Genomic DNA, 25348 nt, shown 5'->3' with positions numbered 1-25348 from the left:
TCCATGAGTCGCAACGCCTCGCTGATCAAAGCCGTCGATGCGCTGCTGCCGCAGACCCAGTGCGGCAAGTGCGGCTTTGACGGCTGCTTGCCCTACGCCGAAGCCATCGCCGAGGGCGAGCCGGTCAACCGCTGCCCGCCGGGCGGCGAGGCGACCCTTGAGCAGCTGGTCGAGCTTACCGGCCAGCCGCCGCAAACGCTTGCCGAACCGGCCCAGCCGCCGCTTGCCGCGGTGATCCGCGAAGACGAGTGCATTGGCTGCACCAAATGCATCGACGCCTGCCCGGTGGACGCCATTCTCGGCGCGGCCAAGCGCATGCACACGGTGATTACCGACGAATGCACCGGCTGCGAGCTGTGCGTCGCCCCCTGCCCGGTGGACTGCATCGACATGATCGCCCACCCGGCCTGGCAGGCCGCGGAGAGCGAAGCGGAGCAAAACGCCTACCTCGAGCGCCGCGCCGCCCTTGGCCGCGACCGCCACCGGGCGCGCCAGGCGCGTCTTGAGCGCGACGCCCGGCAAAAACGTCAGGAGCGGCGCCGGCGGCGGCTGCAAAAGCGTCAGGCCCCGGCTGCCGATGGCCAAGCGTCTCAAGCTGCGGCGCTGCGCCAGAAAAAGCTCGCCGCCCGGGCCGCCGAACAGGCGCTCAGGCGCGTGGAGCAGCAGCTGGAAAGCGCGCTGCGCCGCCGGGACTTAGAGGCCGAAGCCACCGCCCGGGAACAGCTGCCCGAGGCCCAGCGCCTGCTTGCCGAGGCGCAGGCAGCGCTGGAAAACGCCGCCGGCGAAGAAGGGATTAAGCCAAAAGAAAGGACAGTGCCAAAAGAAAGGACGGTGCCAGAAGAAGGGAACAAGCCATGAACGCGCAGAAGCGCTACGAGATCTTTGCCCGGCTGCGGGCGGAAAACCCGCATCCGCAAACCGAGCTCAACTGGGCCACGCCGTTCGAGCTTTTAACCGCGGTGCTGCTGTCCGCCCAAGCCACCGACGTGGGCGTCAACAAGGCCACCGCGCGGCTGTTTCCGGCGGCCAATACGCCGGAAGCGATCATCGCGCTGGGCATCGACGGCCTGAAGGCGCACATCAGGACCATCGGTCTTTACAACACCAAGGCCGAGAACCTGATGAAAACCTGCCGTCTGCTGGTGGACAAGCACGCAGGCGAGGTACCCCGCACCCGCCAGGCGCTGGAAGCGCTGCCCGGCGTCGGGCGCAAGACCGCCAACGTCATCCTCAACACGGCGTTCGGCATGCCTACCATCGCTGTGGACACGCACATCTTCCGCGTCTCCAACCGCACCGGGATTGCCCCGGGCAAGAACGTGGTGGAGGTCGAGCAGAAGCTTTTGCGCCACGTGCCGCGCGAGTTCAAGCGCGACGCCCACCACTGGCTGATTTTGCACGGCCGCTATACCTGCATCGCGCGCAAGCCCCGCTGCGGCAGCTGTCTCATCGAAGACCTCTGCGACTTCCCCGATAAAACCGAGCCGTAACGCGCCGACCTTCGGGAAGAGGACATCAACCGTCTTCGTCGCTCCGCGCGGCGCGACCTACCGGCTTTTCAAGCACCTCGTCCATGGCTGCCTGACATTCTTCCGCCCTTTCCCCCGGCGCTTTCGTCATCAGGCTAATGCCCACAAACAGCACGCTTGCCACGATAATTCCCCAGATGCCGGCGGGCAGCCCCAGCAGGGCGTTGCCGGTGGCATAGAGCGCCAGCACGAACAGCGTCGTACCGATCACGCTGGCCAGGGCGCCGGCGCCGGTGCCGCCTTTCCAGTAAAAAGCGCCGATCATCGCCGGAACCACGGCAACCAGGCCGGAGGAGGCGGCCACGGAGAGCACCGCGATGAGATCCAGCTGCAGCTGCGCAAAGCCCAGCGCCAGCAGGGCAATCAGCGGAACCACGATCTTGCCCACCCGCAGCTGCCGGCGTTCGCTGACGCCCGGCTTGAGATTGGCATACAGATCCCGGGAAAGCATGGAAGACAGGGTCAGCATGATCGAATCGATGGTTGAGACAGCGGCGGCCATAATGGCGATCAGCACGATCACGCCAAGCCAGTGCGGCACGTAGTCGGAGCCAAGCAGCCTCGGCGCGGCCAGGTCCGCATTCTCGAGCCCGGGAAAGGCGACCAGTGCCGAGAAGCCCCAGAGCACCGAGACAAGCGTATAGATAAAGCCGAAAATCAGAAATCCCAGCAGCATGCGCCGCATCGCCCCGAGAGAGGCGGGCATGAACAGCCGCTGGCTGACCTGGGGGTTGGAGAGGCTGAAGAAGAACCAGGGAAGGGTCAGCCCCAGAAAGGTGGTCAGGCTGAACAGGCCGCTCCCGGGCACCGTCAGGGCTTGCGGCTGTTCCGCGGCCAGCCTGTCGAACAGCGCCGGGAAGCCGCCAAGCCCCTGAACCACCAGGAAGACCACCAGGGTTGAGGCCAGCATCATCATGATGGCCTGCAGGGAATCGGTCCACATCACCGAGCGAATTCCCGCGATATAGGAAAACAGGATGGCGATGGCCGTGGCCAGGAGTATGCCGACGTTATAGGAAATGGCGCCATCCGTGGTGCCCTGCAGCAGATAGCCGACGCCGGTGAGCTGTACCGCGGCGTAGGGGATCAGGAAGATACAGTTCGAGACGGCGATGACCATGGCGACGCGCCTGTTGGCATAGCGGTAACCGAGCATTTCGCCGGGGGTGACGAAGCCGAAGCGTTTGCCCAGGGCCCAGAATCGGGGCCCGAAAACCGCCACCAGCGACACCCCGGCGAAATAGATGATCTCGAAGCCCAGGGCGCCGACACCGCCGGCGTAGGTAAGCCCCGCCAGACCGACCATCATGAAGGCGCTGTAGGTGGTGGCGCTGTAGCTGAGCGCGGACACCAGGCCGCTCATCTGACGATTGCCCAGAAAATACCCCGACATCCGCGCCGCAGGCTTCTTCTGCCGAGACAGCCAGGCGATCAGGGTGGCGATAATCAGATAGATCGCCACCGACCACCAGATAAGGGATGCGGTCATCCATTACCTCTTGTTATTTTCCTTTGAAGTCTTTGGTGATAACGACGTTGAGGGCGATCACCGCCAGGCCGACGAGGGTCCAGAAGAGAAAGCTTCCGTACCAGGCCTGGACCCGGGTCAGCAGAGTATAGGGAATCAGGTAGCTTAAAAGCACCAGGCTCCACACTCCCCATATCCATTTGCTTCTCGGCATTCGCGCTCTCCTGTCGTCCCTTTTACTCTGCTGCGAGAGTATCATGACGAGAGGCCATCCATGACGAGGTTGCCATCGCGCTGCAGCGCCGGGCGGAAATCAAGCCCCTCGACCCCCGGCCCGAGCGCCACCTACACTCAGTGCAGATTGCCCTACGTCTTGTCAAGGGAGAAAGGCCATGAATCAAGTCTGCGCCATTATCGGTATCGGTCCGGGCAACGGCCTGGCACTGACACGCCGTTTCGCCCGGGAAGGTTACCAGGTCGCCATGCTGTCCCGGGATATCGACAGGCTCAAGGAGTGGGAGAAGGACATCGCCGGTACCCATGCCTACCAATACGACGCCACCGATGGCGTTCGAGCAAGTGAGGTCTTCGCCCGCATTCGCGAGGAGCTCGGCCCTGTCTCGGTACTGCTCTACAACGCTGGCGCCGGCGTATTCAAGCGCGCCGACGAAACGACGCTGGATGAGTTCGAGACGACCTGGCGGGTCAACTGCTATGGGCTGCTGGCGGCCACCCAGGCGGTACTGGATCAGCTGCGCGAGCACGATCAGGCGAGTCTGGTCGTCACCGGCGCCTCGGCTGCGCTGCGCGGGCGCGCCGGCACCGCGCCCTTCGCCTCGGCCAAGGCGGCCCAGCGCAGCCTGACGCAGTCTCTGGCGCGCCAGCTCGGCCCCGAGAATATCCACGTCGCCTATGTGGTGATCGACGGGGTGATCGATCTGCCGCGCACCCGGGAAGCGATGCCGGACAAGCCCGACACCTTCTTTCTCAATGCGGATGCCATCGCCGATAGTGTCTGGTTCCTTACCCGGCAGCAGCGCTCCGCCTGGACCTTCGAGCTCGATCTGCGGCCCTTTGGCGAGGCCTGGTAAGCCTGATATTGGTAAACACCCTCTTCATTTTTTCCTCCCCGGTATTCGGCCAAGGTCGCCTTGGCCGCTAGCGCCCCGGGTGCCTAGACTGCGGTAAGCACGGGAACTTAAGCCACACTGGCCTTACAGCCACGCTGGCCTTACAACAACACAAGAACGCCGCAGGAGAACGCCATGTCTCGGGTACTGGTGGTGGACGACGAACCCAACATCGTGCTTTCGCTCGAGTTTTTAATGCAGCAGGCGGGCTTTGAGGTACTCACCGCCGAGGACGGCGAAGGCGCGCTTGCCCACATCGACGCTGGCCCGCCGGACCTTTTGCTGCTCGATATCAGCCTGCCCGGCATCAGCGGGTTTGACGTGCTCGAAAGGCTGCGCGCCGACGACGCCACCCGCAAGCTTCCGATCATCATGCTCACCGCCCACGGCCGCGAGGTCGAGCGCGAAAAGGGCATGGCGCTGGGCGCCGACGACTACGTTACCAAGCCGTTTTCCACCCGGGCGCTGGTCGATAAGGTCACCGCGCTGCTGGCCGAGGCCAACCATGACGCGCCGTAAGCGCCGCGGGCTGCCCAAGCGCCAGCGGCTGGTGGGCCTGTGGCTTCTGCTCAGCGGCGTCAGCCTCGCCGGCGGCACGCTGTTCGCCGCCTGGCTGGACAGCCGGCTGGGCGTGGGCGGCTGGGAGCGCGCCGCGCTGTGGCTGGGGTGTTTCTCCGGCGGGGCGACCATCCTGCTGCTGGGGCTCGCGCTCGAGCGCATGCTGTTCACCCCGCTGCGCCACCTCCAGGCCCAGCTGGCGCGGCTGGTGGCAAGCCCCGACGCCCACGACGAGCGCCCGCCCGAAGGCTGGCTGACCGGGCTGGGGCCGGACCTTGCCCGGGTGCGGGAAGGCTGGCGCGCCGATCGCGCGCGCCTGGCCGGCGCCCGGGACGAAGGCGCTCGGGAGGCCGCGGGCACCCGCCAGCGGCTGGAAGCGCTGCTGCAAACCCTGCACACGCCGCTGCTGCTGTGCGACCGCCACCGTCGTATTCTGCTGTTCAACGCCGCCGCCGAGCGCTTTTTCGACGGCGACCCGGCGCCGGGGCTTGGCAAGCGGCTGGACGCGCTGCTGCCGGCGGCGAGCCTGCAAAGCACCCTCGACCGGCTGCCCGACGACGGCACGCCAAGGGAGCTGCTGATCCCCTGCGGCGAGCGCTGGCTCAAGGCCGCCCTGCGCCGGGTGGTGCAAAGCGACGGCGAAAGTCTGGTCACCCTGCAGGACGCCACCCACGCCTGGCGCACCGAAATGGGCGTGCGCGCCGAGCTTGCCGCCGGGCTTGGCGACCTGCGCCGCCGGGCGGCAAGCCTTACCGGCGCCGCCGACGCGCTCAAGGCCCTGGGCACCGCCGAAAGCCCCCTGCGCCAGCGGCTGGCCGGGGCCATCGACGAAGACGGCCCGGCGCTGGGCGAAAGCATCGCCCGGCTGGGCCATCTCGTCGATGACATGCAACGCGAAGGGGAGCAGCTCTCGCCCATCTGGTCCAACGACTTCTGGCAGGCGCTGGACGAGCGCCTCGACCCTGAGCGCCGGCTGATCACGCCGCTGGGCATGCCATCCTGGTTCAAGGGCGACGCCCCGGCGCTGATCGCGCTGATCGACTCGCTGCTGCACTATCTTGAAACCCACCGGCATCTTGCATCTCGCCAACCTGCCGGCGGCCCGGAAACCGGCGGCCTTGACGGCGAGCGCTTCGAAGGCGAAATCACCCTGGGCAACAAGCAGGTGTATCTCGACCTGACCTGGTACGGCCGGGCCATCCCCGACGGTGAACTTGCCCGCTGGCAGCGCCTGCCGCTGGACTCCCTGCCGCTGGCGCCCACCGCCGCCGAAGTGCTGCGCCAGCACGCCAGCGAGGTCTGGAGCCTGGCCGACGACGACGGCAAGCGCGCCCGCCTGCGCCTGCCGCTGCCCGCCGTCGCCCGAGTCGGCCCGCCGCCCCGAGCGGTGCCGCCGCGCCCGGAGTTTCACGACTTCGGCATTGCCGGGCTGCCCTCGCCGGACGAGCCTCGGGCCGGCCTTGCCCTGCGCAGCCTGGAAATCGTCGCCTTCGATACCGAAACCACCGGCCTGGCCCTGCGCCAGGGCGATACCGTGGTCAGCCTGGGGGCGTGCCGCATCGTCAACGCCCGGGTGCTGGCCGACGAAACCTTCGCCCAGCGGGTCAACCCCGGCCGGCCGATTTCTCCGGAAAGCACCGCCATCCACGGCATCACCGACGCCGACGTCAGCGACGCCCCACCCCTGGATGAAGTGCTCACCGGCTTTCGCGACTACCTCGGCGACGCCGTGCTGCTGGCGCACAACGCCTCTTTCGACATGCTCGCCATCAGCCACCGGGGCGTCGAGTTCACCATGCCGGTGCTGGATACCCTGCTGATCTCAAGGGCGCTGGACGAGGCCCTGGACGGCCACGACCTGGACAGCCTGGCCGCGCGCTACGCCATCGCCTTTCCCCCCGGCACTCGCCACACCGCGCTGGGCGATGCCCGGGTCACCGCGGCGCTGTGGCTTTCTCTGCTGCCGCGCCTGGAAGCCCGCGGCATCGACACCCTGGAAGCGCTTCTGGTCCTGCAGGCCAACGCCATCGACACGGAGGATGCCACCGCGCCATGACCACCCCGCTACGCCATCGTTCGCGCCGCAGCGAGCGCCTGACTGCGCTGATCGTGACCGCCGCGGTGCTGTTCTGCCCGCCGCTGCTGCTGGTCATCGACCGACTGCCCTCGGCCACCGGCATCTGGCTGCTCCTCTACCTGTTTGTCGCCTGGGCGTTTGTGATCGGCCTCGCCGCCTGGCTGCAGGAAAGCCGCAGGGCGCCCGCCAAAGGCCGGCGCTAGGCCGTGCGCAACGACATTCTCATCCTCGCCGTGGCCTTCGGCTACCTGGCGGTGCTGTTTGTGGTGGCCGCCTGGGGCGACCGGCGCGCCGAGACCGGCCGCTCGGCCATCGGCTCGCCCACGGTGTATGCGCTATCCATCGCGGTGTACTGCACCGCCTGGACGTTTTACGGCAGCGTCGGCCGCGCTTCGGCCCAGGGGCCGCACTTTTTGCTGATTTACCTGGGGCCGACGCTTGCCATGCTCGCCGCGCCCTTTGTCATCCGCAAGATGGTGCGCATCGCCGCCCGCCAGCGGATCACCTCGATTGCCGACTTCATCAGCGCCCGCTACGGCAAGAGCGCCAGGCTCGGGGCCGTGGTCGCGCTGATGGCGCTGATCAGCAGCACCCCCTACATCGCTCTGCAGCTCAAGGCCATTACCGTCAGCCACGCGGTGCTGATCAACTACCCCGGGTCTGCGGACCTGGCCGTGGAGGAGGCGCACTTCTGGGCCGACAAGTCCTTCTGGGTGGCGCTGGTGCTGGCGGTATTCATCATCCTTTTCGGCACCCGCCACCTGGACGCCAGCGAGCGCCACGAAGGCATGGTCGCGGCCATCGCGCTGGAGTCGCTGGTCAAACTGGTGGCGTTTCTCGCCGTGGGCATCTTCGTGGTGTTTGTGATGTTCAACGGCCCGATGGACCTGCTCGGCCAGGTGGCCGATACGCCGGATCTCTCCCGAGTGCTGGGGCTTGAGCAGGTGCCCGGGGGCGCCACCGGCTGGGTGGGCGTGCTGATCCTTGCGGTGCTGGCGTTTCTCACCCTGCCGCGGCAGTTTCAGGTGCTGGTGGTGGAAAACGTCGACGAAACCCACATCGACCGCGCCAGCTGGGTGTTTCCGCTGTACCTTTTGCTGATCAACCTGTTCGTGGTGCCCATCGCCCTCGCGGGGCTGCTGCTGGGCGGCGACGGCGCCGACCCGGACAGCTTCGTGCTCACTCTGCCGCTGTCGACGGGCGCCGAGGCGCTGCCGCTGCTGGTGTTCATCGGCGGGCTTTCCGCGGCCACGGGGATGATGATCGTCGAGACCATTGCGCTGTCGACCATGGTCAGCAACCAGCTGATCATGCCTTTGCTGCTGCGCTTTGGCCGGCTGCACCTGAGCGGCACGGGCCGGCTTGCCGCCTGGCTGCTGGGCATTCGCCGGGTGGCGATCGTGCTGATTTTGCTGCTGGGCTACGTCTATCACGCGCTGATCGGCGACGCCTACACCCTGGTGACCATTGGGCTCGTCTCCTTTGTGGGGGCGGCGCAGTTCGCCCCCGCGCTGCTGATCGGCCTTTATTGGCGCGGCGCCACCCGGGCGGGGGCGCTTTGGGGGCTGGTGGCCGGCTTTTTTCTCTGGGGCTATACCCTGCTGCTGCCGGGCTTTGCCCAGTCCGGCTGGATCGACATCGCGCTGATCGAACAGGGTCCCTGGGGCCTTGGCTGGCTCAACCCCTACGCGCTCTTTGGCCTGGACGGCTGGGACATTTACAGCCACGGGCTACTCTGGAGCCTGCTGGCCAACGTCGGGCTCTACGTCGGCGTATCGCTCTTTACCCGGCCCACGGCGCTTGAGCAGACCCAGGCGGCGCTGTTTACCGAGGCGCTGCACCCCAACCTGCCGAGCGCCTCGCTGTGGCAGGGGCAAACCACCCAGGGCGAGCTTGGCGGGCTGCTGCGTCGCTACCTGGGCGAAGCCGCCATCCGCCGGGTGTTTGCCGACGAAAGCGACGGCCACGCCGGCGACGACCGGGAAGCCTCGCACCGGCTGATCACCCGCGCCGAGCAGGCGCTGGCCGGCTCGCTTGGCAACGCCTCGGCCCGGGTGCTGATCAACTCCGTGGTGCGCGGCGAAGCGCTGGATATGGCGTCCATTCTCAGCATTCTCGACACCACCTCCCAGGCGCTGGAGTACAACCGCCGGCTGGAGCAGAAGTCCGCCGAGCTCGAACGCGCCAGCGCCGCTCTGCGCCGGGCCAACGCCCGCCTGCGCGAGCTCGACCGACTGAAGGACGAGTTCATCGCCATGGTCAGCCACGAGCTGCGCACCCCGCTGACCTCGATCCGCGCCTTCGCCGAAATCCTCAACGACGGGGACGCCATGGACGCCGACAAGCGCCGCCACTTTCTCGGCGTTATCGTCCACGAAAGCCAGCGGCTGTCGCGCCTGATAGAAGAAATCCTCGATCTTGCCCGGCTGGAAAGCGGGCGGCTGACGCTGAACCCCGAACGGCTCGACCTCGCCCTGCTCGCCCGGCGCAGCGTGGACGCCGTCGCCCATCTGCACCGCGAACAGGGCATCGCGCTGACGGTGGAGCTGGACGGCGGCCCGGCCATGGTTACCGGGGATGCCGACCGGCTGGAGCAGGTGATCATCAACCTGTTGGATAACGCCGGCAAGTTTGCCGACGGCAGCGCTCCTCGGGTGCTGATCCGCCTGGCGCCGCACAAGGACCGCTTCCGCCTGAGCGTGGAAGACAACGGCCCGGGCATCAGCCTCGGGGAGCGCGAGCGGGTGTTCGACAAGTTCCACCAGCTTGAGCGCGACGGCGGCGAGCTTGGCCGGCCCCGGGGCAGCGGGCTGGGGCTCGCCATCAGTCGGGGGATCATTGCCCATCTGGGCGGCCGGCTGTGGGCCAACGAAAGCCGGCAGCTGGGCGGCGCCTGCCTGACCCTGGAGCTGCCCGGCGCCGCCGACGAGGCGCTACCCGAGGCGCCCGACGCTCACTGATCGTCGGCGTCGTCGCCGGCGTCGTGGCGAGGGTCACGGCGAGGGTCGGTGCCGAACATGGCCTCGCCGGTTTCGTCGATAAAGCGCTGCGCCTTGCTCACCATCATGGCATCGCAGGCCTCGCGGTCGGGCAGCACGTCGGAGCGCTCGAAGCGGTGCTCGAGCACCTCGCCCTCCTCCCGGGGCAGCTGGATCACGCCGCTGACGCGAAAGCGGCCGTCCTCGACCCCGGGCCGGGAAATAATGCGGTAGCCCCGGTACTCCACCGGCGCGGCGGGCGCCGGGCCGCGATCCTGCTCGGCGTGCCCGGCGCTTCCGAACAGGCCGGAAAACAGTTTTTTCAGCATGGTTTTCTCCCGCCTGCTCAGCTTCAGGCAGCGCTCGTCATGGCATCGCCGGGTTCCGGCGGGCGCGGCTTAGTCCTGCTTGCGGCCCTTGCCGGCGGCGATGCGCAGGCGCAGGGCGTTGAGCTTGATAAAGCCTTCGGCGTCTTTCTGGTCGTAGGCGCCAGCGTCGTCTTCAAAGGTAGCAATGGACTCGTCGAACAGCGAGTCGTCGGACTTGCGGCCCACCACGGTGGCGCTGCCCTTGTAGAGCTTCATGCGCACCACGCCGGAGACGTTGCCCTGGGTTTCGTCGATGGCCGCCTGAAGCATGCGGCGCTCCGGGCTCCACCAGTAGCCGTTGTAGACCACTTCGGCGTACTTGGGCATCAGCTGGTCTTTCATGTGCGCCTCTTCGCGGTCCAGGGTCAGCGACTCCATGGCGCGGTGGGCGCTTAGCATGATGGTGCCGCCGGGAGTTTCGTAGCAGCCCCGGGACTTCATGCCCACGTAGCGGTTCTCGACGATATCGAGCCGGCCGATGCCGTTGTCGCCGCCGAGCTTGTTGAGCCTGGACAGCACTTCGTGGGGACGCAGCGACTCGCCGTCGATAGCGACGATGTCACCCTGATCATAGGTCAGCTCGATGTAGGTCGGGGTGTCCGGCGCCGCCTCGGGGGACACGCTCCAGCGCCACATGTCTTCCTCGGCCTCGGCCCAGGGGTCTTCAAGAATGCCGCCCTCGTAGGAGATGTGCAAAAGGTTGGCGTCCATGGAGTACGGCGACTTTTTCTTCTGGCCGGAGAAATCCACCGGAATTTGATGCTCTTCGCAGTAGGCCATGAGCTTCTCGCGAGAGTTCAGATCCCACTCGCGCCAGGGGGCGATGACCTGAACGCCGGGCTTCAGGGCGTAGGCGCCAAGCTCAAAGCGCACCTGATCGTTGCCCTTGCCCGTGGCGCCGTGGGAAATGGCGTCGGCGCCGGTCTCGTTGGCGATCTCGACCAGCCGCTTGGCGATCAGCGGGCGGGCGATGGAGGTGCCGAGCAGATACTCGCCTTCGTAGACGGTGTTGGCGCGAAACATGGGGTAGACGTAGTCGCGAACGAACTCTTCGCGCAGGTCTTCGATGTAGATTTCCTTGATCCCAAGCGCTTTGGCCTTTTCCCGGGCCGGCTCAACTTCTTCGCCCTGGCCGATATCAGCGGTAAAGGTGACCACCTCGCAGCCGTAGGTTTCCTGCAGCCATTTGACGATAACGGACGTGTCCAGGCCGCCGGAATAGGCCAGCACTACCTTGTTGACATCGGACATACTCTGCTCCTCGTTGAAAGGTCCCGCCGACGCCCGGGGGCACCGGCGGCGGATGAAAACAAACGCCAAGTATAGCGCCCCGGGCCGCCAACGAATACCGCATAAGGCGCTGCGTATAAAGCGCCGGGTAAAAGCTGCTAGAATCGGCCTGTTTCGATCCGCCACCGCCACCGGTTTGCGGCCCGTGTCATTTGCTACTCACCCCTTCTATTCAACCGCTACCCATCTGCCAATCAGGAGTGCTGCATGAGCGAGGCCATTGCTCGCGATTTGATGTCCCGGCGTTTTCGCAGTTATTTGCCGGTCGTGGTCGACCTGGAAACCGGCGGCTTTGACGCCGCTGGCGATGCGCTGCTGGAAATCGCGGCGGTAACGCTCACCATGGATGCGGACGGCAACCTTTTGCCCGATGCCACCTACGCCCATCACATTCGCCCCTTTACCGGGGCCAACGTGGAGCAGGCGGCGCTGGACTTTACCGGCATCCGGCTCGACGACCCGCTGCGCCAGCAGGTGGCCATGGAAGAGAGCGAGGCGCTGGGCGAGATTTTTCGCCCGATCCGCAAGTCGATCAAGTCGCACGGCTGCACTCGGGCGATTCTGGTGGGCCACAACGCTGCCTTCGACCACGGCTTTTTGAACGCCGCGGTCAACCGCTGCGGCATCAAGCGCAACCCCTTCCACCCCTTTTCGAGCTTTGATACCGCCTCGCTTGCCGGGCTGGTCTACGGCCAGACGGTGCTCGCCCGGGCCTGCCGCGCGGCGGGCATCGAATTTGACAGCAAGGCCGCGCACTCGGCGCGCTACGACACCGAGCGCACCGCTGAGCTATTCTGCGCCATGGTCAACCGCTACAAGGACCTGGGCGGCTGGCGGCTGGCCCAGCAGGAACAGGCGATGGACAAAGACAGCGCCGACTGAGCCCGCCGGGCGGATGCAGCCACCGGCGCTTTGCGCTAAAATCCGCCCCCGTTAATGTCGCTATCCCCGGGGCGCCTTGCCGCCCCCGGCGTTTTTTCGTCCCGCTTCAGGAGTCACATCGTTTCCATGGCCCAGCACAACGCTTTTTATGCCCAGTCCGGAGGCGTCACCGCCGTCATCAACGCCAGCGCCTGCGGCGTGATCGAAGCCTGCCGCGAAGCGCCGGAGCACATCGGCAAGGTCTACGCCGGACGTAACGGCATCATCGGCGCGCTGACCGAAGACCTGATCGACGTCAGCCAGGAAAGCGACGCGACCATTGCCGCGCTGCGCCACACCCCGGGCGGCGCGTTTGGCTCCTGCCGCTACAAGCTCAAGGACATCGACACCCACCGCGCCCAGTACGAGCGGCTGATCGAGGTGTTCAAGGCCCACGACATCCGCTACTTCTTCTATAACGGCGGCGGCGACAGCGCCGATACCTGCCTCAAGATGTCCCAGCTCTCCGAGAAGATGGGCTACCCGCTCACCGCCATCCACGTGCCCAAGACCGTGGACAACGACCTGCCGATCACCGACTGCTCGCCGGGCTTTGGCAGCGTGGCCAAGTACATCGCCACCTCGACCCTTGAAGCGTCGCTGGATATTGCCTCAATGTGCGCCACCTCGACCAAGGTGTTCGTGCTCGAGGTCATGGGCCGCCACGCCGGCTGGATCGCCGCCGCCGGCGGGCTTGCCGGCCAGGGCGAAGGCGAGCCGCCCCACGTGATCATCTTCCCCGAGATCGCCTTTGACCGCGAAGCGGTGATGGCCAGGATCGACGACTGCGTCAAGGAATACGGCTACTGCGTGATGGTGGTTTCCGAAGGCGCACGCTACGCAGACGGCACCTTCCTTGCCGATGCCGGCAACACCGACGCCTTCGGCCATCGCCAGCTCGGCGGCGTGGCGCCGACGGTAGCGGGCATGGTCAAGCAGGACCTGGGCTACAAGTACCACTGGGCCGTGGCCGACTACCTCCAGCGCGCCGCCCGCCACCTGGCGTCCAAAACCGACGTCGAGCAGGCCTACGCCGTGGGCCGCGAGGCGGTCACGCTGGCGCTGGCGGGCAAGAACGCGATGATGCCGGCGATCCGCCGCACCGCCCAGGCGCCCTACCAGTGGGACGTGATTTTCGCACCGCTCTCCGAGGTGGCCAACCGGGAAACCTTCATGCCCCGGGACTTCATCAGCGAGAACGGCTTTGGCATCACCCAGGCCTGCCGGGAGTATCTCTCGCCGCTGATCCAGGGCGAGGACTTCCCCCCGTTTGACAACGGCCTGCCCGTGGTCGCCAAGCCCAAGCTTGCGAAAGTGGAAAAGCGTTTGCCGGAGTTTACGCTGTAAGAACGCTTCACTTCTTACGTCGTTGCGAGCACCCAAAGGGCGAGTGTAAACGCAGCGAAGCAATCTCGGGTTTACTTGCTAACGGCGCAGTAAGGAGACCGCCACGCTTCGCTCGCGGTGACGAGTAGCGAGAGTCAGTGCCACGCTTCCCGCACATTCCCTCTATGTCGTTGCGAGTGCAGCGAAGCAATCTCGGGGTTTGTTGCTACCGGCACGGCAGGAGATCGCCACGTCGCTGCGCTCCTCGCGATGACAGGAGAGGGAAAAAGCGCCACCGCACATACGAGATCGCCACGTCGCTGCGCTCCTCGCGATGACAGGAGAGGGGAAAAGCGCCACCGCACATACGAGATCGCCACGTCGCTGCGCTCCTCGCGATGACAGGAGAGGGGAAAAGCGCCACCGCACATACGAGATCGCCACGTCGCTGCGCTCCTCGCGATGACGGTAGAGGAATAGAAGTCTTCCCCCATCATCGCGGCAGCCCCTACCGCAGTATCCAGGACAGCACCAGCAGCAACAGCAGAATACCCGCTACGCCCTGCCAGAAGCGCCGGGCGTCGGCGCGCTGGGCGGCGTCCGGGGGGGACAGGTGGCGGCGTATTTGTAGCGCGTGCACCAGCTCCGAGAGGCGGCGAAAACGCAGCGCGCGCTGGGGATCCAGAGCCCGGCGCAGGGTATCGTCCAGCGCCGGGGTGATCTCGGGATTGGCGCTGCGCGCGCTGCGGTAGCTGAGCGCTTCCAGATCAGTATGGTTACACAGCCGGTCCGGCGTCAGCCGATACGGCAGCTGGCCGCACAGCAGCCAGTAGACCGTAGAGGCGTAGCCGTACTGGTCGCTGCGCTGACCGACGGTATCGCCCAGGGCATATTCCGGCGCGGTGTGCGGGGTAAAGCCGATGGGCCGGAGGATTTCGCCGGACTGGCGGTGGCCATCGGTATCGCGCAAGTGGCAGGCGCTGAAGTCGGTGAGCACCACCTTGCCGTGCTCGTCGACCAGCACGTTGTCCGGGTTGATCTGCTGGTGCAGCACTCCGCGGTGGTGGAGCGCCTGTATCGCATGGCCCAGCTGGCCGGCCATTTCCAGCCGCTGGGCAAGCGTTGCCTGGGGGTGGCACTCGGCCCACTCGCGCAGGGTCTCGCCGCGTATGCTCGACAGCAGATAGTACAGATAGTGGCGCGGCCGCGAGGGCTCAACCACCCGCACCACAAACGGCGACGACACCCGCTCTACCACCCACTGCTGCAGCAGAAAGTGCTCCAGGTAGGCGTTGCGCAGGGAAAGCTCGGGGCTTGGCGCCTTCATCACGATCTCGGCCCCGGTGTGCACGTCCTGCACGCGATACACCCGGGACTGGGCGGTGCGCGCCAGTACCTCGGTGACTTCCAGCCCGTCCAGCCGATCCCCCGGCGAAAGCTCCGGCGGGATCGGCAGGTCGCCGTACAGCTGGCCGGGGTCGTCGCTTTGCCCTTCGGGCAGCTCGTCGATGCGCGCCAGCTGAAAGCAGAACGGGGCCACGGCGTAGCCGCGCTCCCGGGCCCGGGCAGTGGCCTCGGCCACCAGACGGTCGCAGGCGGCGTTAAGGTCGCTTGCATCCTTGCGTATCAGCCGCACGTAGTCAGAGGGCAGCAGCGTCCCCACCGCCGCCCGGGTGGTGAAGAGGAAAATATCGCCCTGCTTGAGCGGAAACCGGGCGTAGTCGATGTCTACGCTGTTATCCATGCCCAGCGCCCGGGACGGATAGCGATAGCCGCCCAGGGCGGTCACATGCTCGGCGCTGAGCTGCTCGAACTCCGCGCCGCGCAGGCGAAACACCAGGGTATCGCCAATGTGAAACAGGTGGGCACTTTGCCGTCGGAACACCAGCGCCGACAGGGAGGCGACGAAGCTTTCGGCCTCCGACTGGCGGCTCTGGCCGTGGCACCAGCCGTTCAGCGCGTGGAGCACCCGAGTGGCCGAGGTTTTGACGGTCCAGTGGTCGGGCGTGGAAAAGTAATCCGCGACGAAGGCCCGCACGCCAAGGTCTGCCGCCTGGCTTGCATGAGCGCCGGACGATACCGAGTCGCCGATCACCGCACAGCCGCCCTTGGCGTGCATCAGCGGCCTTTCCGGCAGATATACCGCCATCGAGCTGCGCGGGTGACGCGGGGCGGGCGCCACCAGCGCCTGGCCGTAACTGATAAGCAACTGTGCGTGTGCCACGTTTCCTCCCGGCTTTGTCTTCCCGACTCCGCTGTGGCCGGCAAAGCCCTGTGCGGTAAGCGTAAACAGGCGGAAATCATACACGCCGCACGCCGCGCCCCACCATGCGACTTATTGCATACGGCGGGCGCTTGCCAAGTCGGCCCAGGGCGTTTTTTATCGCATTGGTAATCCTTTCGCCTTGTTCGTATAATCCGGCTCCAGCATGTCCGGCATCAGCTGTGCTGTCCTGCCCTACCCTGCCCTGACGATTTGCAACACGTACATGCCCCAAGGAGCCCACGATGAACTTTGACAACATTCCCGCCGGCAAGGCGCTGCCCAACGACATCTACGTGGCCATTGAGGTCCCGGCCAATCACACGCCGGTCAAATACGAGATCGACGAAGACATGGGCGCGCTGATGGTTGACCGCTTCCTGGCCACGCCGATGTTCTACCCGGCCAACTACGGTTACGTCCCGCGTACCCTGGCCGACGACGGCGACGCCCTCGATGCCCTGGTGGTCACGCCGCACCCGGTGGCTCCCGGCAGCATCATCCGCGCCCGGCCGGTGGGCGTGCTCAACATGACCGACGAAGCCGGTGAGGACGCCAAGCTCGTGTGCGTGCCCCACGCCAAACTGTGCGTGCTTTACAACGATGTCAACGAAGTTACCGATCTACCCGAGCTTCTGCGCCAGCAAATCGCCCATTTCTTTGAAAACTACAAGGACCTGGAAAAGGGCAAGTGGGTCAAGGTCGAGTCCTGGGACAACGCCGACGCCGCACGCAAGGCCATCGAAAAAGCCGCCGATGCGTATCAGACAGCCTGACGGTCGCTTGTGCCTCATCAGCAAACGGGTCGCCTTCGGGCGGCCCGTTTGCGTTTACGGCGAAGGTTAACGCGTTATGAAGACGGCAAGGCCGATCGCGCATTAACGCTTTTGAATTCTCAGCCACTATTTTCAGCCACTAAGGACAATTCCGTGCTATTCCATTTCCGCCTGCCCGCCGCGCTGCGGCGCTGCCAAGCCCTCTGGCTTCTGGCTGCTGCGCTGCTCGTCTTGCTACCCCCGGGGCTCGCCCAGGCCCAGTGGCTCTCCGGCGATGACCAGAGTGATTTCCTGCCCGTGCGCGAGGCCTTTCAGCCCAGCGCCTGGCACGACGGCGACACCCTGTATATCGGCGTCGAAGCCGCCGAAGACTACTACCTCTACCGCCACCAGTTCGCCGTCGAGAGCCAGTCCCTGGACGTCAGCCTCGGCGAGCCCGAGCTTCCGCCGGGCACCTTCATCACCGACGAATACCTCGGCGATGTCTACACCTTCCGCGACACCGTGGTATTCGAGGCGCCCCTGGAAGAGGCGTATAACGGCCCCTTTGACGTCGAGCTGACGTTTCAGGGCTGCGCCGACGCCGGGCTTTGCTACCCGCCCGAGCGCATGACCCTCGAAGCCGCCGAGACCGCGACCCCGGCAGCCTTTGTCGATGCCGGCGAAGCCGCTGCCAGCGACCAGGCCTCGCCCATCGATGAGGCTTCCCCTGGCGGCGAAGCGTCACCGGTAGCCAGTGACGCCGCTTCTTTCCCGGATAGCGAAGCGCCGGCTAACGAAGCCGCGGATAGTGAAGAGACCCCGGCGTCCGATATTGCCAAAGACGACGCCGCGGATGCCGGGTTCAGCGGCCCGCAAAGCGAAGACCGCCGCTTTGCCACCCTGCTCGACGAGGCTAGCCTGCCGCTGGCGCTGGGCCTTTTCTTCCTCGCCGGGCTGGGGCTTACGTTCACGCCCTGCGTGCTGCCCATGCTGCCGATCATGTCGTCGATCATCGTCGGCCAGAACCCCACCCGCCCCCGGGCCTTCGTGCTCTCGGCAAGCTACGTGCTGGGCATGGCGCTGACCTATGCGCTGGTCGGCGTGCTGATGGGGCTATTCGGCGCCGGACTCAACCTCCAGGCGCACCTGCAGTCGGCGCCGGTGCTGATCACCTTTGCGGTGCTGTTCACGCTCTTTGCGCTGGCCATGTTCGGCGCCTTTGAGCTGCGCATGTCACCGCGCATTGCCGGCAAGGTGGACGCCTGGCAAAACCGCGCCCAGCAGAGCGGCCCGCTGGGGATTGCCGTGGCCGGGGCGCTCTCGGTGCTGGTGGTCTCGCCCTGCGTGACCGCCCCGCTGGCCGGCGCCATGGTATTCATTTCGTCCACCGGCGACGGCGTGCTCGGCGGGATGGTGCTGTTTGCCCTGGGGCTCGGCATGGGCCTGCCGCTGCTGCTCGCGGGCACCTTTGGCGCCACGCTGCTGCCGCGCTCCGGCGCCTGGATGAACGGCGTCAAGATTGCCTTCGGCCTGCTGCTGCTGGGGGTCGCCGTGTGGATGATCGAACGGCTGGTGGCAGCGCCCATTGCGCTGATGCTGTGGGCGGCGCTGGCCGTGGGCTCGGCGCTGGCGCTGGGGGCGCTGCAGTTCAACCAGCCCCAAGGCTGGGGCCGGGCGCGCCAGGCCCTGGGCATTCTGCTGCTGGCCTGGGGCATCGCGCTGCTGCTGGGCGCCGCCCAGGGCAATAAAAACCCGCTGCGTCCGCTGCAGGGCACCCAACAGATGAGTGCTGGCGGCGGTGCGCCGGCGACGGCAGCCGAGCCCCAGTTCACCCGGGTGGATACTCTCGCGGGGCTCGACGACGCGCTTGACGACGCCGCGGCCAAGGGAGAGCCAGCGTTTGTCGACTTCACCGCCGAGTGGTGCATCTCGTGCAAGGTTATGGAGCGCGAGGTGTACCCCGACCCCAGGGTCGCAGGCGCGCTTGCCGACTACACGCTGATCCAGGCCGACGTCACTGAAACCGACGACAGCACCCGGGAGCTGCTGGAAGCCTTTGACCTCTTCGGCCCGCCGAGCCTTCTGTTCTTTGCCGACGGCGAGGAAATTACCCAGGCGCGCATCCAGGGCGAGGTGAACGCCGACGAGTTCAGCGGACACCTGGAAAAGCTCGGCCAGTGGCTCGATAGCCGAGCCAGCTAAGCCTGCCCTCCTGCAGGCCTATGCTATCGCTGTTAGCTCAATCGCCGGATTGAGCCGTCAACAGGTCTGCGAGGGGGCGCTGTGAATCCATCCCTGGACGCTACCTACGCCACCCCTGGCGTAGAACCCCCTCTTCGACCTGTCCCCGGCTCCTCGGACATATCCAATGGCGATAGCCCTGGCGGCACCCAGGCAGCGCTAGACAGGCTGCCTTTTTTTCGGCAAACTTCGCCTGCACGCGAGCCCGGTGCACGGTTCGGGGCGCCAATAGAGCCGCAACGTTCACTAACGTGCCGCGTTCTCGGGATTTTTCTTTCAGGTTTACTGCGGCATGAAACGCCCGCCAGGCGTGCGTGCTGCGCCGTTTGAGCGCGCCCTGAAGGCGCTACTTAAACGCCGCCGTCCGTCATGTCCGTTTGCCTGGGCGCTGCACTTTCGCGCGCCGGCACTGTCCGGACGCTGTGTCGCTTATGCCTTTTGTCGTTTTCACTTTCAATGAGTATGGGACCCCCTCATGGATATTCGTAAAGTCAAAAAACTGATCGAGCTGCTGGAAGAGTCCAACATCAGCGAGATCGAGATTCAGGAAGGCGAAGAGTCGGTACGCATCAGCCGCCACCCCAACGGCACCCCCTGCGCGCCCCAGCCCATGGCTCAGTTTGCGCCCCACCCGTACCCGACCCAGGCACCCGACCCCGCCGCTCCCGGCACCGCCACGCCGGCACCGGAAGAAGCCCCGGCGGCGCCGGCCTATCGCGGTGAGGCAGTAAGCTCGCCCATGGTCGGCACCTTCTACCGCAGCCCGGCCCCGGGTGCCACGCCCTTTGTCGAAGTCGGCGCCAGCGTGAAGAAAGGTGAAACCGTGTGCATCGTCGAAGCCATGAAGATGATGAACCAGATCGAAGCCGACCGTGACGGCGTGGTCGAAGCCGTTCTGGTGGAAGACGGCGAGCCGGTAGAGTTCGATCAGCCCATGGTCGTCATCGCCTGATCTTTCATTTTTGACACGGGTGGATCCTCCCATGCTGGACAAGGTACTGATCGCCAACCGCGGCGAAATCGCCCTGCGCATCCTGCGCGCGTGCAAGGAGCTGGGCATCAAGACGGTCGCGGTGCACTCCCAGGCCGACCGCGAGCTCATGCACGTGCGCCTGGCCGACGAGGTCGTCTGCATTGGCCCGGCGCCGTCGGCCCAGTCGTATCTGCATATTCCCGCGCTTATCAGCGCCGCCGAAGTCACCGACGCAAGCGCCATTCATCCCGGCTACGGCTTTCTTTCGGAAAACGCCGACTTTGCCGAGCAGGTCGAGCGCTCGGGCTTCCGGTTCATCGGCCCGCGGGCGGAGACCATCCGCCTGATGGGCGACAAGGTCAGCGCCATCAAGGCGATGAAGGCAGCCGGCGTGCCCACCGTGCCCGGCTCCAACGGGCCGCTTGACGACGACGACGATGCCAACCTGGCCGCCGCCCGGCGCATCGGCTATCCGGTCATCATCAAGGCCTCCTCCGGCGGCGGCGGGCGCGGCATGCGCGTGGTGCACACCGAAGGCTACCTGCTCTCGGCCATCAGCATCACCCGCACCGAGGCGCACTCGGCGTTCGGCGACGGCACGGTGTACATGGAGAAATTCCTCGAGAAGCCGCGCCACGTCGAAGTGCAGGTGCTGGCCGACGGCCAGGGCAACGCCATCCACCTCTATGACCGCGACTGCTCGCTGCAGCGCCGCCACCAGAAGGTGCTCGAAGAGGCCCCGGCGCCGGGCATCGACCCCGCGGCCCGGGAAAAAGTGCTCAACGCCTGCCGCGACGCCTGTATCGACATCAACTACCGCGGCGCCGGCACCTTCGAGTTTCTCTACGAAGACGGCGAGTTCTTCTTTATCGAGATGAACACCCGAGTACAGGTCGAGCATCCGGTCACGGAAATGGTCACCGGGGTGGATATCGTCAAGGAGCAGCTGCGCATCGCCTCGGGCTGGCCGCTCTCCATCACCCAGGACGACGTCAAGCTCAGCGGCCACGCCTTCGAGTGCCGCATCAACGCCGAAGACGCCCGCACCTTCATGCCCTCGCCGGGCCGGGTCACGCTTTATCACCCGCCGGGCGGCCTTGGCGTGCGCATGGATTCGCACATGTACACCGGCTACACCGTTCCGCCCCACTACGACTCGCTGATCGGCAAGCTGATCACCTGGGGCGAAGATCGCGACATTGCCCTGACGCGGATGCGCAACGGCCTGGACGAGCTGCTGGTGGAAGGCATCAAGACCAATATCGACCTGCACAAGGATCTGGTGCGCGACAGCTACTTCCGCCAGGGCGAAGTGACCATCCACTACCTGGAAAAAAAGCTGGAATCCTGACGCCCGGCCGGGTAGCACACGCCGCGGGGCAGCTGCCGGCTGCCCCGCGTTTTTCCCCGCCGTGCGGAGACAGACCCCATGCCCTGGCTACAGCTCAAAGCCCACGTCCCCCCGGAACACGCCGAACAGCTCGAAGACCTGCTGCTCGACGAGGGCGCTACCGCCATCAGCCTGCAGGACGCCGACGACGACCCGGTCTTCGAACCCGAGCGCGGCACCACGCCGCTATGGCAGGACACCGTGCTCATCGGCCTTTATGACGACCTGGAAGGCGTCGGCGAGATGCTCGAGCGCATTCACGCCGCCTGGGCCGAACGGCTGCCCGGCGAGCCCTGCCCCGCGATCGACTACGAGCTGGTGGCCGACCGCGACTGGGAGCGCGAATGGATGGACGCCTTCGAGCCGCTCAAGATGGGCGAGCGGCTGTGGATCGTGCCCAGCTGGCACGAACCGCCGGCGCCGGATGCGATCAACCTGGTCCTCGACCCCGGCCTTGCCTTCGGCACCGGCACTCACCCCACCACGGCGCTGTGCCTGGCCTGGCTGGATGAGCTGGCCGTCAACGGCGAGCTTGCCGGCACCCAGGTGCTGGACGTGGGCTGCGGCTCGGGGATTCTGGCCATCGCCGCGCTCAGGCTCGGCGCGCGTCACGCGACGGGCACCGATATCGATCCCCAGGCGCTCCAGGCCAGCCGTGACAACGCCGAACGCAACGCCGTCAGCCACGACGACCTGGCGCTTTACTACCCCGAAGAGCTCGACCGTCAGCACCCCGAGGCCGGCTACCCCCTGGTGGTGGCCAATATCCTTGCCGGCCCGCTGGTGGAGCTGGCCCCGGCCATTGCCGGGCGCGTGGCCCCCGGCGGGCGGCTCGCGCTTTCCGGGATCCTTGAGCACCAGGCCGACGAAGTGCTCGACGCCTACCGGGCCCGTGGGCTTATCATGGACGAGCCGGCGCACCGCGAAGGCTGGGTGCGCCTGACCGGCACGCGCCCGCATTAACGCCCGGACTGACGCTATGACATCACCCACTTCCGCCGTTGCCATTGGCCCCTATACGCTGCCCAACCGCGCGATACTGGCGCCCATGGCCGGCGTTACCGACCGCCCCTTCCGCCAGCTGTGCCGGCGGCTGGGCGCCGGCTGGGTGGTTGGGGAAATGGTCACCTCCGATCCATCGCTTTGGAACACGCGCAAATCCCGCCAGCGCATGGATCACCGCGGCGAGCCCGCGCCTCGGGTAGTGCAGATTGCCGGCGGCGACGCCGACATGCTCGCCGAGGCCGCCCGCCTGAACGCCGAGCTGGGCGCCGAAGTCATCGACATCAACATGGGCTGCCCGGCGAAAAAAGTCTGCAACAAGGCCGCGGGCTCGGCTCTGATGCGCGACGAGCGGCTGGTGGCGGAGATCGTCAACGCCGTGGTCGCTGCGGTCGACATCCCGGTGACGCTGAAAATCCGCACCGGCTGGTGCGCCGACAGCAACAACGCCGTGCGCGTGGCCGGCATCGCCGAAGACGCCGGCATCCAGGCGCTTGCCGTACACGGCCGCCACCGCCAGCAGCGCTACGCCGGAGAGGCCGAATACGACACCATCGCCGCGGTGAAGTCCCGGGTGGGGCTGCCGGTATTTGCCAACGGCGATATCGACACCCCCGAAAAAGCCGCCCGGGTGCTGGCGTATACTCGGGCCGACGCGCTGATGATCGGCCGCGGCGCCCAGGGCAACCCGTGGATATTCCAGCAGATCAACCGCTATCTTGATCACGGCACGCCGATGGCCGCCCCCACGCTCGGCGAACGCGCCCGGGTGCTGGGCGAACACCTGGCCGCGCTGCACGAATTTTACGGCGACTATATGGGCGTGCGCATCGCGCGCAAGCACCTGGGCTGGTACCTCGCCGCCGATACGCGCTTTACGCCGGAGCAGCAGCGCGCCCTGAAAAAGCAGTTCAACGCCCTGGAGACCCCGGCGACGCAGTTTGACTGGATGGACACTTTCACGGTGCCGGATGCCGCCGCGCGCCTGTCAGCCAAAGGAGGCCACGCCGCATGACGGATCGCAACCCGATGCCCGCTCACCCGGACGCCGCTGCGCTCGGCAGCACGCCGCCAGAGGCGCCGCCCAAGCCGCTGCGCGACGCCGTGGAGGCTTCCATGCGGCGCTACTTTGAACACCTTGACGGCGGTGAAACCAGCGACCTTTACGCCATGGTCATGGCCGAGGTGGAAACGCCGCTGCTGGCCGCCGTGCTGGAGTATACTCACGGCAACCAGACCCGCGCCGCCCAGGTGCTGGGGTTGAACCGCGGCACCCTGCGCAAGAAGCTCAAGCATTACGGACTTATCGACAGCGCCCCCTAGGCGCCGCTGTTTTCTATCTGACCCACTGCCTACGAAAGTTTGATGAGAGAGTTTGATGGCTACTACCGCGTCCCCCGTTCGCCGCGCTCTGCTGAGCGTTTCCGATAAAACCGGCATCGTCGACTTTGCTCGCGGGCTGCACGAGCACGGCGTCGAGCTTTTGTCCACCGGCGGCACCTTCCGACTGCTCGCGAAAAACGACCTCCCGGTCAGAGAAGTCTCCGAGCACACCGGCTTCCCGGAAATCATGGACGGGCGGGTCAAGACCCTGCACCCCAAAATCCACGGCGGCATTCTCGCCCGGCGGGGGCAGGACGACGCGGTCATGGCGGAAAACGACATCGCGCCCATCGACATGGTGGTGGTCAACCTTTACCCCTTTGCCGACACCGTAGCCAACCCCGACTGCACGCTTGAAGACGCCGTCGAGAACATCGACATCGGCGGGCCGGCCATGCTGCGCGCCTGCGCCAAGAACCACGCCCACACCACCGTGGTGGTCAACGCCTGTGACTACGCTCGGGTGCTGGACGAGCTGGCCGCCCGGGCGGGCAGCATCGGCGCCACCGCGCGCTTTAATCTGGCGGTCAAGGCGTTCGAGCACACCGCCGGCTACGACGGCGCCATTGCCGACTATCTGGGCCGCCGGGTGAGCGCCGACGACGCCGACTTTCCGCGCACCTTCAACCTGCAGCTGGCCAAAAAGCAGGACATGCGCTACGGTGAAAACCCCCACCAGAACGCCGCCTTCTACGTCGAGCCCGACGCCTCGGAGCCCGGCGTCGCCACTGCGCAAACCCGCCAGGGCAAACCGCTTTCGTTTAATAACATCGCCGACACCGACGCCGCCTTCGAGTGCGTAAAGGCCTTTGACGACACCGCCTGCGTGATCGTCAAGCACGCCAACCCCTGCGGCGCGGCCGTGGGCCAAAGCGCCGTTGATGCCTACGACCGGGCCTTTCAGACCGACCCCACCAGCGCCTTCGGCGGCATTATCGCCTTCAACGTGGCGCTCGACGCCGAGACCGCGCAGCGCATCATCGACCGCCAGTTCGTCGAGGTGATCATCGCCCCGGGGATCAACGAGGACGCCGCGGCCATCGTCGCGAAAAAGCCCAACGTGCGCCTGCTTGACGCCAGCGCCGGCTGGCCGGGCAGTCAGGCCGAAGCGGCACTGGACTACAAGCGCGTCAACGGCGGGCTCTTGGTGCAGGAGCGCGACCGGGGCACGGTGGGCCGGGACGCGCTCAGGGTGGTCAGCGAGCGCGCGCCCTCGGAGCAGGAGCTCAATGACCTGATCTTCGCCTGGCGGGTGGCCAAGTTCGTCAAGTCCAACGCCATCGTCTACGCCAGGGAAGGGCAGACCGTGGGCGTGGGCGCGGGGCAGATGAGCCGCGTCTATTCGGCCAAAATCGCCGGCCTCAAGGCCGCCGACGAAAACCTGCCGGTGCCCGGCTCGGTGATGGCCTCGGACGCCTTCTTCCCCTTCCGCGACGGCATCGACGCCGCCGCCCAGGCCGGCATTACCGCGGTCATTCAGCCCGGCGGCTCCGTGCGCGACCAGGAAGTCATCGACGCTGCCAACGAGGCCGGCATCGCCATGGTGTTTACCGGCATGCGCCACTTCCGCCACTAGGGTCTGTTGACGTTTCATGGCAGGGGTATTGGCAGGATAGGGGCAAGCTCGCAGAATAAAGGTTCCTACGCCAACAAACTGCAAGCCTGCCATGCCCCGACAAATGCTCACGGATGA

At 66.3% G+C, this 25348-nt stretch carries 22 protein-coding genes; 17 read left to right on the top strand and 5 right to left on the bottom strand.

What is annotated here, in order from left to right; translation table 11 throughout:
* Positions 1–3 precede the first annotated feature (3 nt).
* Together RS027_RS09240 and nth are read left to right on the top strand one after the other, a co-directional pair.
* Complete coding sequence (locus RS027_RS09240; protein ID WP_311956364.1) at positions 4–858, top strand: RnfABCDGE type electron transport complex subunit B; 855 nt, start codon at positions 4–6, stop codon at positions 856–858.
* Positions 855–1490 (top strand): endonuclease III, encoded by a 636-nt coding sequence (gene nth, locus RS027_RS09235; protein WP_311956363.1) that lies wholly within the window; start codon positions 855–857, stop codon positions 1488–1490. The genes RS027_RS09240 and nth overlap by 4 nt, the downstream gene beginning before the upstream one ends.
* Before the next feature lie 25 nt (positions 1491–1515).
* Here the strand turns inward: nth and RS027_RS09230 are convergent, their stop codons facing one another.
* Positions 1516–3018, bottom strand: coding sequence for a sodium:solute symporter family protein (locus tag RS027_RS09230; protein WP_311956362.1), 1503 nt, complete (start codon positions 3016–3018; stop codon positions 1516–1518).
* A 13-nt stretch (positions 3019–3031) separates the two neighbouring features.
* Positions 3032–3211 (bottom strand): hypothetical protein, encoded by a 180-nt coding sequence (locus RS027_RS09225; RefSeq protein WP_311956361.1) that lies wholly within the window; start codon positions 3209–3211, stop codon positions 3032–3034.
* A gap of 178 nt (positions 3212–3389) precedes the next feature.
* Between RS027_RS09225 and RS027_RS09220 the strand changes: the two genes are divergently transcribed.
* The 5 genes from RS027_RS09220 (at position 3390) to RS027_RS09200 (ending at position 9722) form a co-directional block, all read left to right on the top strand.
* On the top strand, positions 3390–4088 hold the full coding sequence (locus RS027_RS09220) for an SDR family NAD(P)-dependent oxidoreductase (RefSeq protein WP_311956360.1): 699 nt from the start codon (positions 3390–3392) through the stop codon (positions 4086–4088).
* A 174-nt stretch (positions 4089–4262) separates the two neighbouring features.
* On the top strand, positions 4263–4646 hold the full coding sequence (locus RS027_RS09215; protein WP_311956359.1) for a response regulator transcription factor: 384 nt from the start codon (positions 4263–4265) through the stop codon (positions 4644–4646).
* The gene (locus RS027_RS09210) at positions 4633–6741 is read left to right on the top strand and encodes a 3'-5' exonuclease (RefSeq protein WP_311956358.1); all 2109 of its coding nucleotides are present in this window, start codon (positions 4633–4635) and stop codon (positions 6739–6741) included. The genes RS027_RS09215 and RS027_RS09210 overlap by 14 nt, the downstream gene beginning before the upstream one ends.
* Positions 6738–6965 (top strand): hypothetical protein, encoded by a 228-nt coding sequence (locus RS027_RS09205; protein ID WP_311956357.1) that lies wholly within the window; start codon positions 6738–6740, stop codon positions 6963–6965. The genes RS027_RS09210 and RS027_RS09205 overlap by 4 nt, the downstream gene beginning before the upstream one ends.
* A gap of 3 nt (positions 6966–6968) precedes the next feature.
* Positions 6969–9722: an ATP-binding protein gene (locus tag RS027_RS09200; protein WP_311956356.1), complete on the top strand. Its 2754-nt coding sequence runs from the start codon at positions 6969–6971 to the stop codon at positions 9720–9722.
* Here RS027_RS09200 and RS027_RS09195 read toward each other — a convergent pair.
* Both RS027_RS09195 and RS027_RS09190 read right to left on the bottom strand, forming a co-directional pair.
* Positions 9716–10069, bottom strand: a complete 354-nt coding sequence (locus RS027_RS09195) for an HlyU family transcriptional regulator (protein WP_311956355.1) — start codon at positions 10067–10069, stop codon at positions 9716–9718. The two genes, RS027_RS09200 and RS027_RS09195, sit on opposite strands and share 7 nt — an antisense overlap.
* Positions 10070–10138: 69 nt before the next feature.
* Entirely contained in the window at positions 10139–11359 is a 1221-nt protein-coding gene (locus RS027_RS09190; RefSeq protein ID WP_311956354.1) for an argininosuccinate synthase, read from the bottom strand.
* A gap of 246 nt (positions 11360–11605) precedes the next feature.
* Here RS027_RS09190 and rnt point away from each other — a divergent pair, with 246 nt between their 5' ends.
* Positions 11606–12280, top strand: coding sequence for a ribonuclease T (gene rnt, locus RS027_RS09185; protein WP_311956353.1), 675 nt, complete (start codon positions 11606–11608; stop codon positions 12278–12280).
* 126 nt (positions 12281–12406) lie between these two features.
* A complete protein-coding gene (locus tag RS027_RS09180; protein WP_311956352.1) occupies positions 12407–13666 on the top strand; it encodes a 6-phosphofructokinase in 1260 nt (419 codons plus the stop codon).
* Positions 13667–14153: 487 nt separating this feature from the next.
* On the opposite strand, the gene RS027_RS09175 is transcribed toward RS027_RS09180, so the two are convergent.
* Positions 14154–15869 carry a bifunctional protein-serine/threonine kinase/phosphatase gene (locus RS027_RS09175; protein ID WP_311956351.1) on the bottom strand — a complete coding sequence of 572 codons (1716 nt, stop codon included), beginning with the start codon at positions 15867–15869 and terminating at the stop codon, positions 14154–14156.
* A gap of 284 nt (positions 15870–16153) precedes the next feature.
* Here RS027_RS09175 and ppa point away from each other — a divergent pair, with 284 nt between their 5' ends.
* From ppa to purH, 8 genes are all read left to right on the top strand, one after another.
* Positions 16154–16684, top strand: coding sequence for an inorganic diphosphatase (ppa, locus tag RS027_RS09170; RefSeq protein WP_311956350.1), 531 nt, complete (start codon positions 16154–16156; stop codon positions 16682–16684).
* A 210-nt stretch (positions 16685–16894) separates the two neighbouring features.
* On the top strand, positions 16895–18868 hold the full coding sequence (gene dsbD / locus RS027_RS09165) for a protein-disulfide reductase DsbD (RefSeq protein ID WP_376717592.1): 1974 nt from the start codon (positions 16895–16897) through the stop codon (positions 18866–18868).
* A gap of 514 nt (positions 18869–19382) precedes the next feature.
* Positions 19383–19859, top strand: a complete 477-nt coding sequence (accB, locus tag RS027_RS09160; RefSeq protein WP_311956348.1) for an acetyl-CoA carboxylase biotin carboxyl carrier protein — start codon at positions 19383–19385, stop codon at positions 19857–19859.
* A 31-nt stretch (positions 19860–19890) separates the two neighbouring features.
* Positions 19891–21231 (top strand): acetyl-CoA carboxylase biotin carboxylase subunit, encoded by a 1341-nt coding sequence (gene accC, locus RS027_RS09155; RefSeq protein WP_311956347.1) that lies wholly within the window; start codon positions 19891–19893, stop codon positions 21229–21231.
* A gap of 78 nt (positions 21232–21309) precedes the next feature.
* Positions 21310–22233 (top strand): 50S ribosomal protein L11 methyltransferase, encoded by a 924-nt coding sequence (gene prmA, locus RS027_RS09150; RefSeq protein WP_311956346.1) that lies wholly within the window; start codon positions 21310–21312, stop codon positions 22231–22233.
* A gap of 16 nt (positions 22234–22249) precedes the next feature.
* Entirely contained in the window at positions 22250–23287 is a 1038-nt protein-coding gene (gene dusB / locus RS027_RS09145; RefSeq protein WP_311956345.1) for a tRNA dihydrouridine synthase DusB, read from the top strand.
* Positions 23288–23301: 14 nt separating this feature from the next.
* Positions 23302–23595, top strand: a complete 294-nt coding sequence (fis, locus tag RS027_RS09140; RefSeq protein WP_311956385.1) for a DNA-binding transcriptional regulator Fis — start codon at positions 23302–23304, stop codon at positions 23593–23595.
* Positions 23596–23650: 55 nt separating this feature from the next.
* Positions 23651–25231, top strand: coding sequence for a bifunctional phosphoribosylaminoimidazolecarboxamide formyltransferase/IMP cyclohydrolase (gene purH, locus RS027_RS09135; protein ID WP_311956344.1), 1581 nt, complete (start codon positions 23651–23653; stop codon positions 25229–25231).
* Positions 25232–25348 lie beyond the last annotated feature (117 nt).

It is taken from the genome of Halomonas garicola (assembly GCF_031935715.1).
Classification (GTDB): domain Bacteria; phylum Pseudomonadota; class Gammaproteobacteria; order Pseudomonadales; family Halomonadaceae; genus Vreelandella; species Vreelandella garicola.
Note: the sequence above shows the minus strand (reverse complement) of the source record. Positions and strands in the feature narration are given on the sequence as shown.

What these genes read in the sequence shown, in the direction of transcription:
- RS027_RS09240 (WP_311956364.1), top strand. Translation starts at nt 4, where the DNA reads ATGAGTCGCAACGCCTCGCTGATCAAAGCCGTCGATGCGCTGCTGCCG.
- nth (WP_311956363.1), top strand. Translation starts at nt 855, where the DNA reads ATGAACGCGCAGAAGCGCTACGAGATCTTTGCCCGGCTGCGGGCGGAA.
- RS027_RS09230 (WP_311956362.1), bottom strand. Translation starts at nt 3,018, where the DNA reads ATGACCGCATCCCTTATCTGGTGGTCGGTGGCGATCTATCTGATTATC.
- RS027_RS09225 (WP_311956361.1), bottom strand. Translation starts at nt 3,211, where the DNA reads ATGCCGAGAAGCAAATGGATATGGGGAGTGTGGAGCCTGGTGCTTTTA.
- RS027_RS09220 (WP_311956360.1), top strand. Translation starts at nt 3,390, where the DNA reads ATGAATCAAGTCTGCGCCATTATCGGTATCGGTCCGGGCAACGGCCTG.
- RS027_RS09215 (WP_311956359.1), top strand. Translation starts at nt 4,263, where the DNA reads ATGTCTCGGGTACTGGTGGTGGACGACGAACCCAACATCGTGCTTTCG.
- RS027_RS09210 (WP_311956358.1), top strand. Translation starts at nt 4,633, where the DNA reads ATGACGCGCCGTAAGCGCCGCGGGCTGCCCAAGCGCCAGCGGCTGGTG.
- RS027_RS09205 (WP_311956357.1), top strand. Translation starts at nt 6,738, where the DNA reads ATGACCACCCCGCTACGCCATCGTTCGCGCCGCAGCGAGCGCCTGACT.
- RS027_RS09195 (WP_311956355.1), bottom strand. Translation starts at nt 10,069, where the DNA reads ATGCTGAAAAAACTGTTTTCCGGCCTGTTCGGAAGCGCCGGGCACGCC.
- RS027_RS09190 (WP_311956354.1), bottom strand. Translation starts at nt 11,359, where the DNA reads ATGTCCGATGTCAACAAGGTAGTGCTGGCCTATTCCGGCGGCCTGGAC.
- rnt (WP_311956353.1), top strand. Translation starts at nt 11,606, where the DNA reads ATGAGCGAGGCCATTGCTCGCGATTTGATGTCCCGGCGTTTTCGCAGT.
- RS027_RS09180 (WP_311956352.1), top strand. Translation starts at nt 12,407, where the DNA reads ATGGCCCAGCACAACGCTTTTTATGCCCAGTCCGGAGGCGTCACCGCC.
- ppa (WP_311956350.1), top strand. Translation starts at nt 16,154, where the DNA reads ATGAACTTTGACAACATTCCCGCCGGCAAGGCGCTGCCCAACGACATC.
- accB (WP_311956348.1), top strand. Translation starts at nt 19,383, where the DNA reads ATGGATATTCGTAAAGTCAAAAAACTGATCGAGCTGCTGGAAGAGTCC.
- accC (WP_311956347.1), top strand. Translation starts at nt 19,891, where the DNA reads ATGCTGGACAAGGTACTGATCGCCAACCGCGGCGAAATCGCCCTGCGC.
- prmA (WP_311956346.1), top strand. Translation starts at nt 21,310, where the DNA reads ATGCCCTGGCTACAGCTCAAAGCCCACGTCCCCCCGGAACACGCCGAA.
- dusB (WP_311956345.1), top strand. Translation starts at nt 22,250, where the DNA reads ATGACATCACCCACTTCCGCCGTTGCCATTGGCCCCTATACGCTGCCC.
- fis (WP_311956385.1), top strand. Translation starts at nt 23,302, where the DNA reads ATGCCCGCTCACCCGGACGCCGCTGCGCTCGGCAGCACGCCGCCAGAG.
- purH (WP_311956344.1), top strand. Translation starts at nt 23,651, where the DNA reads ATGGCTACTACCGCGTCCCCCGTTCGCCGCGCTCTGCTGAGCGTTTCC.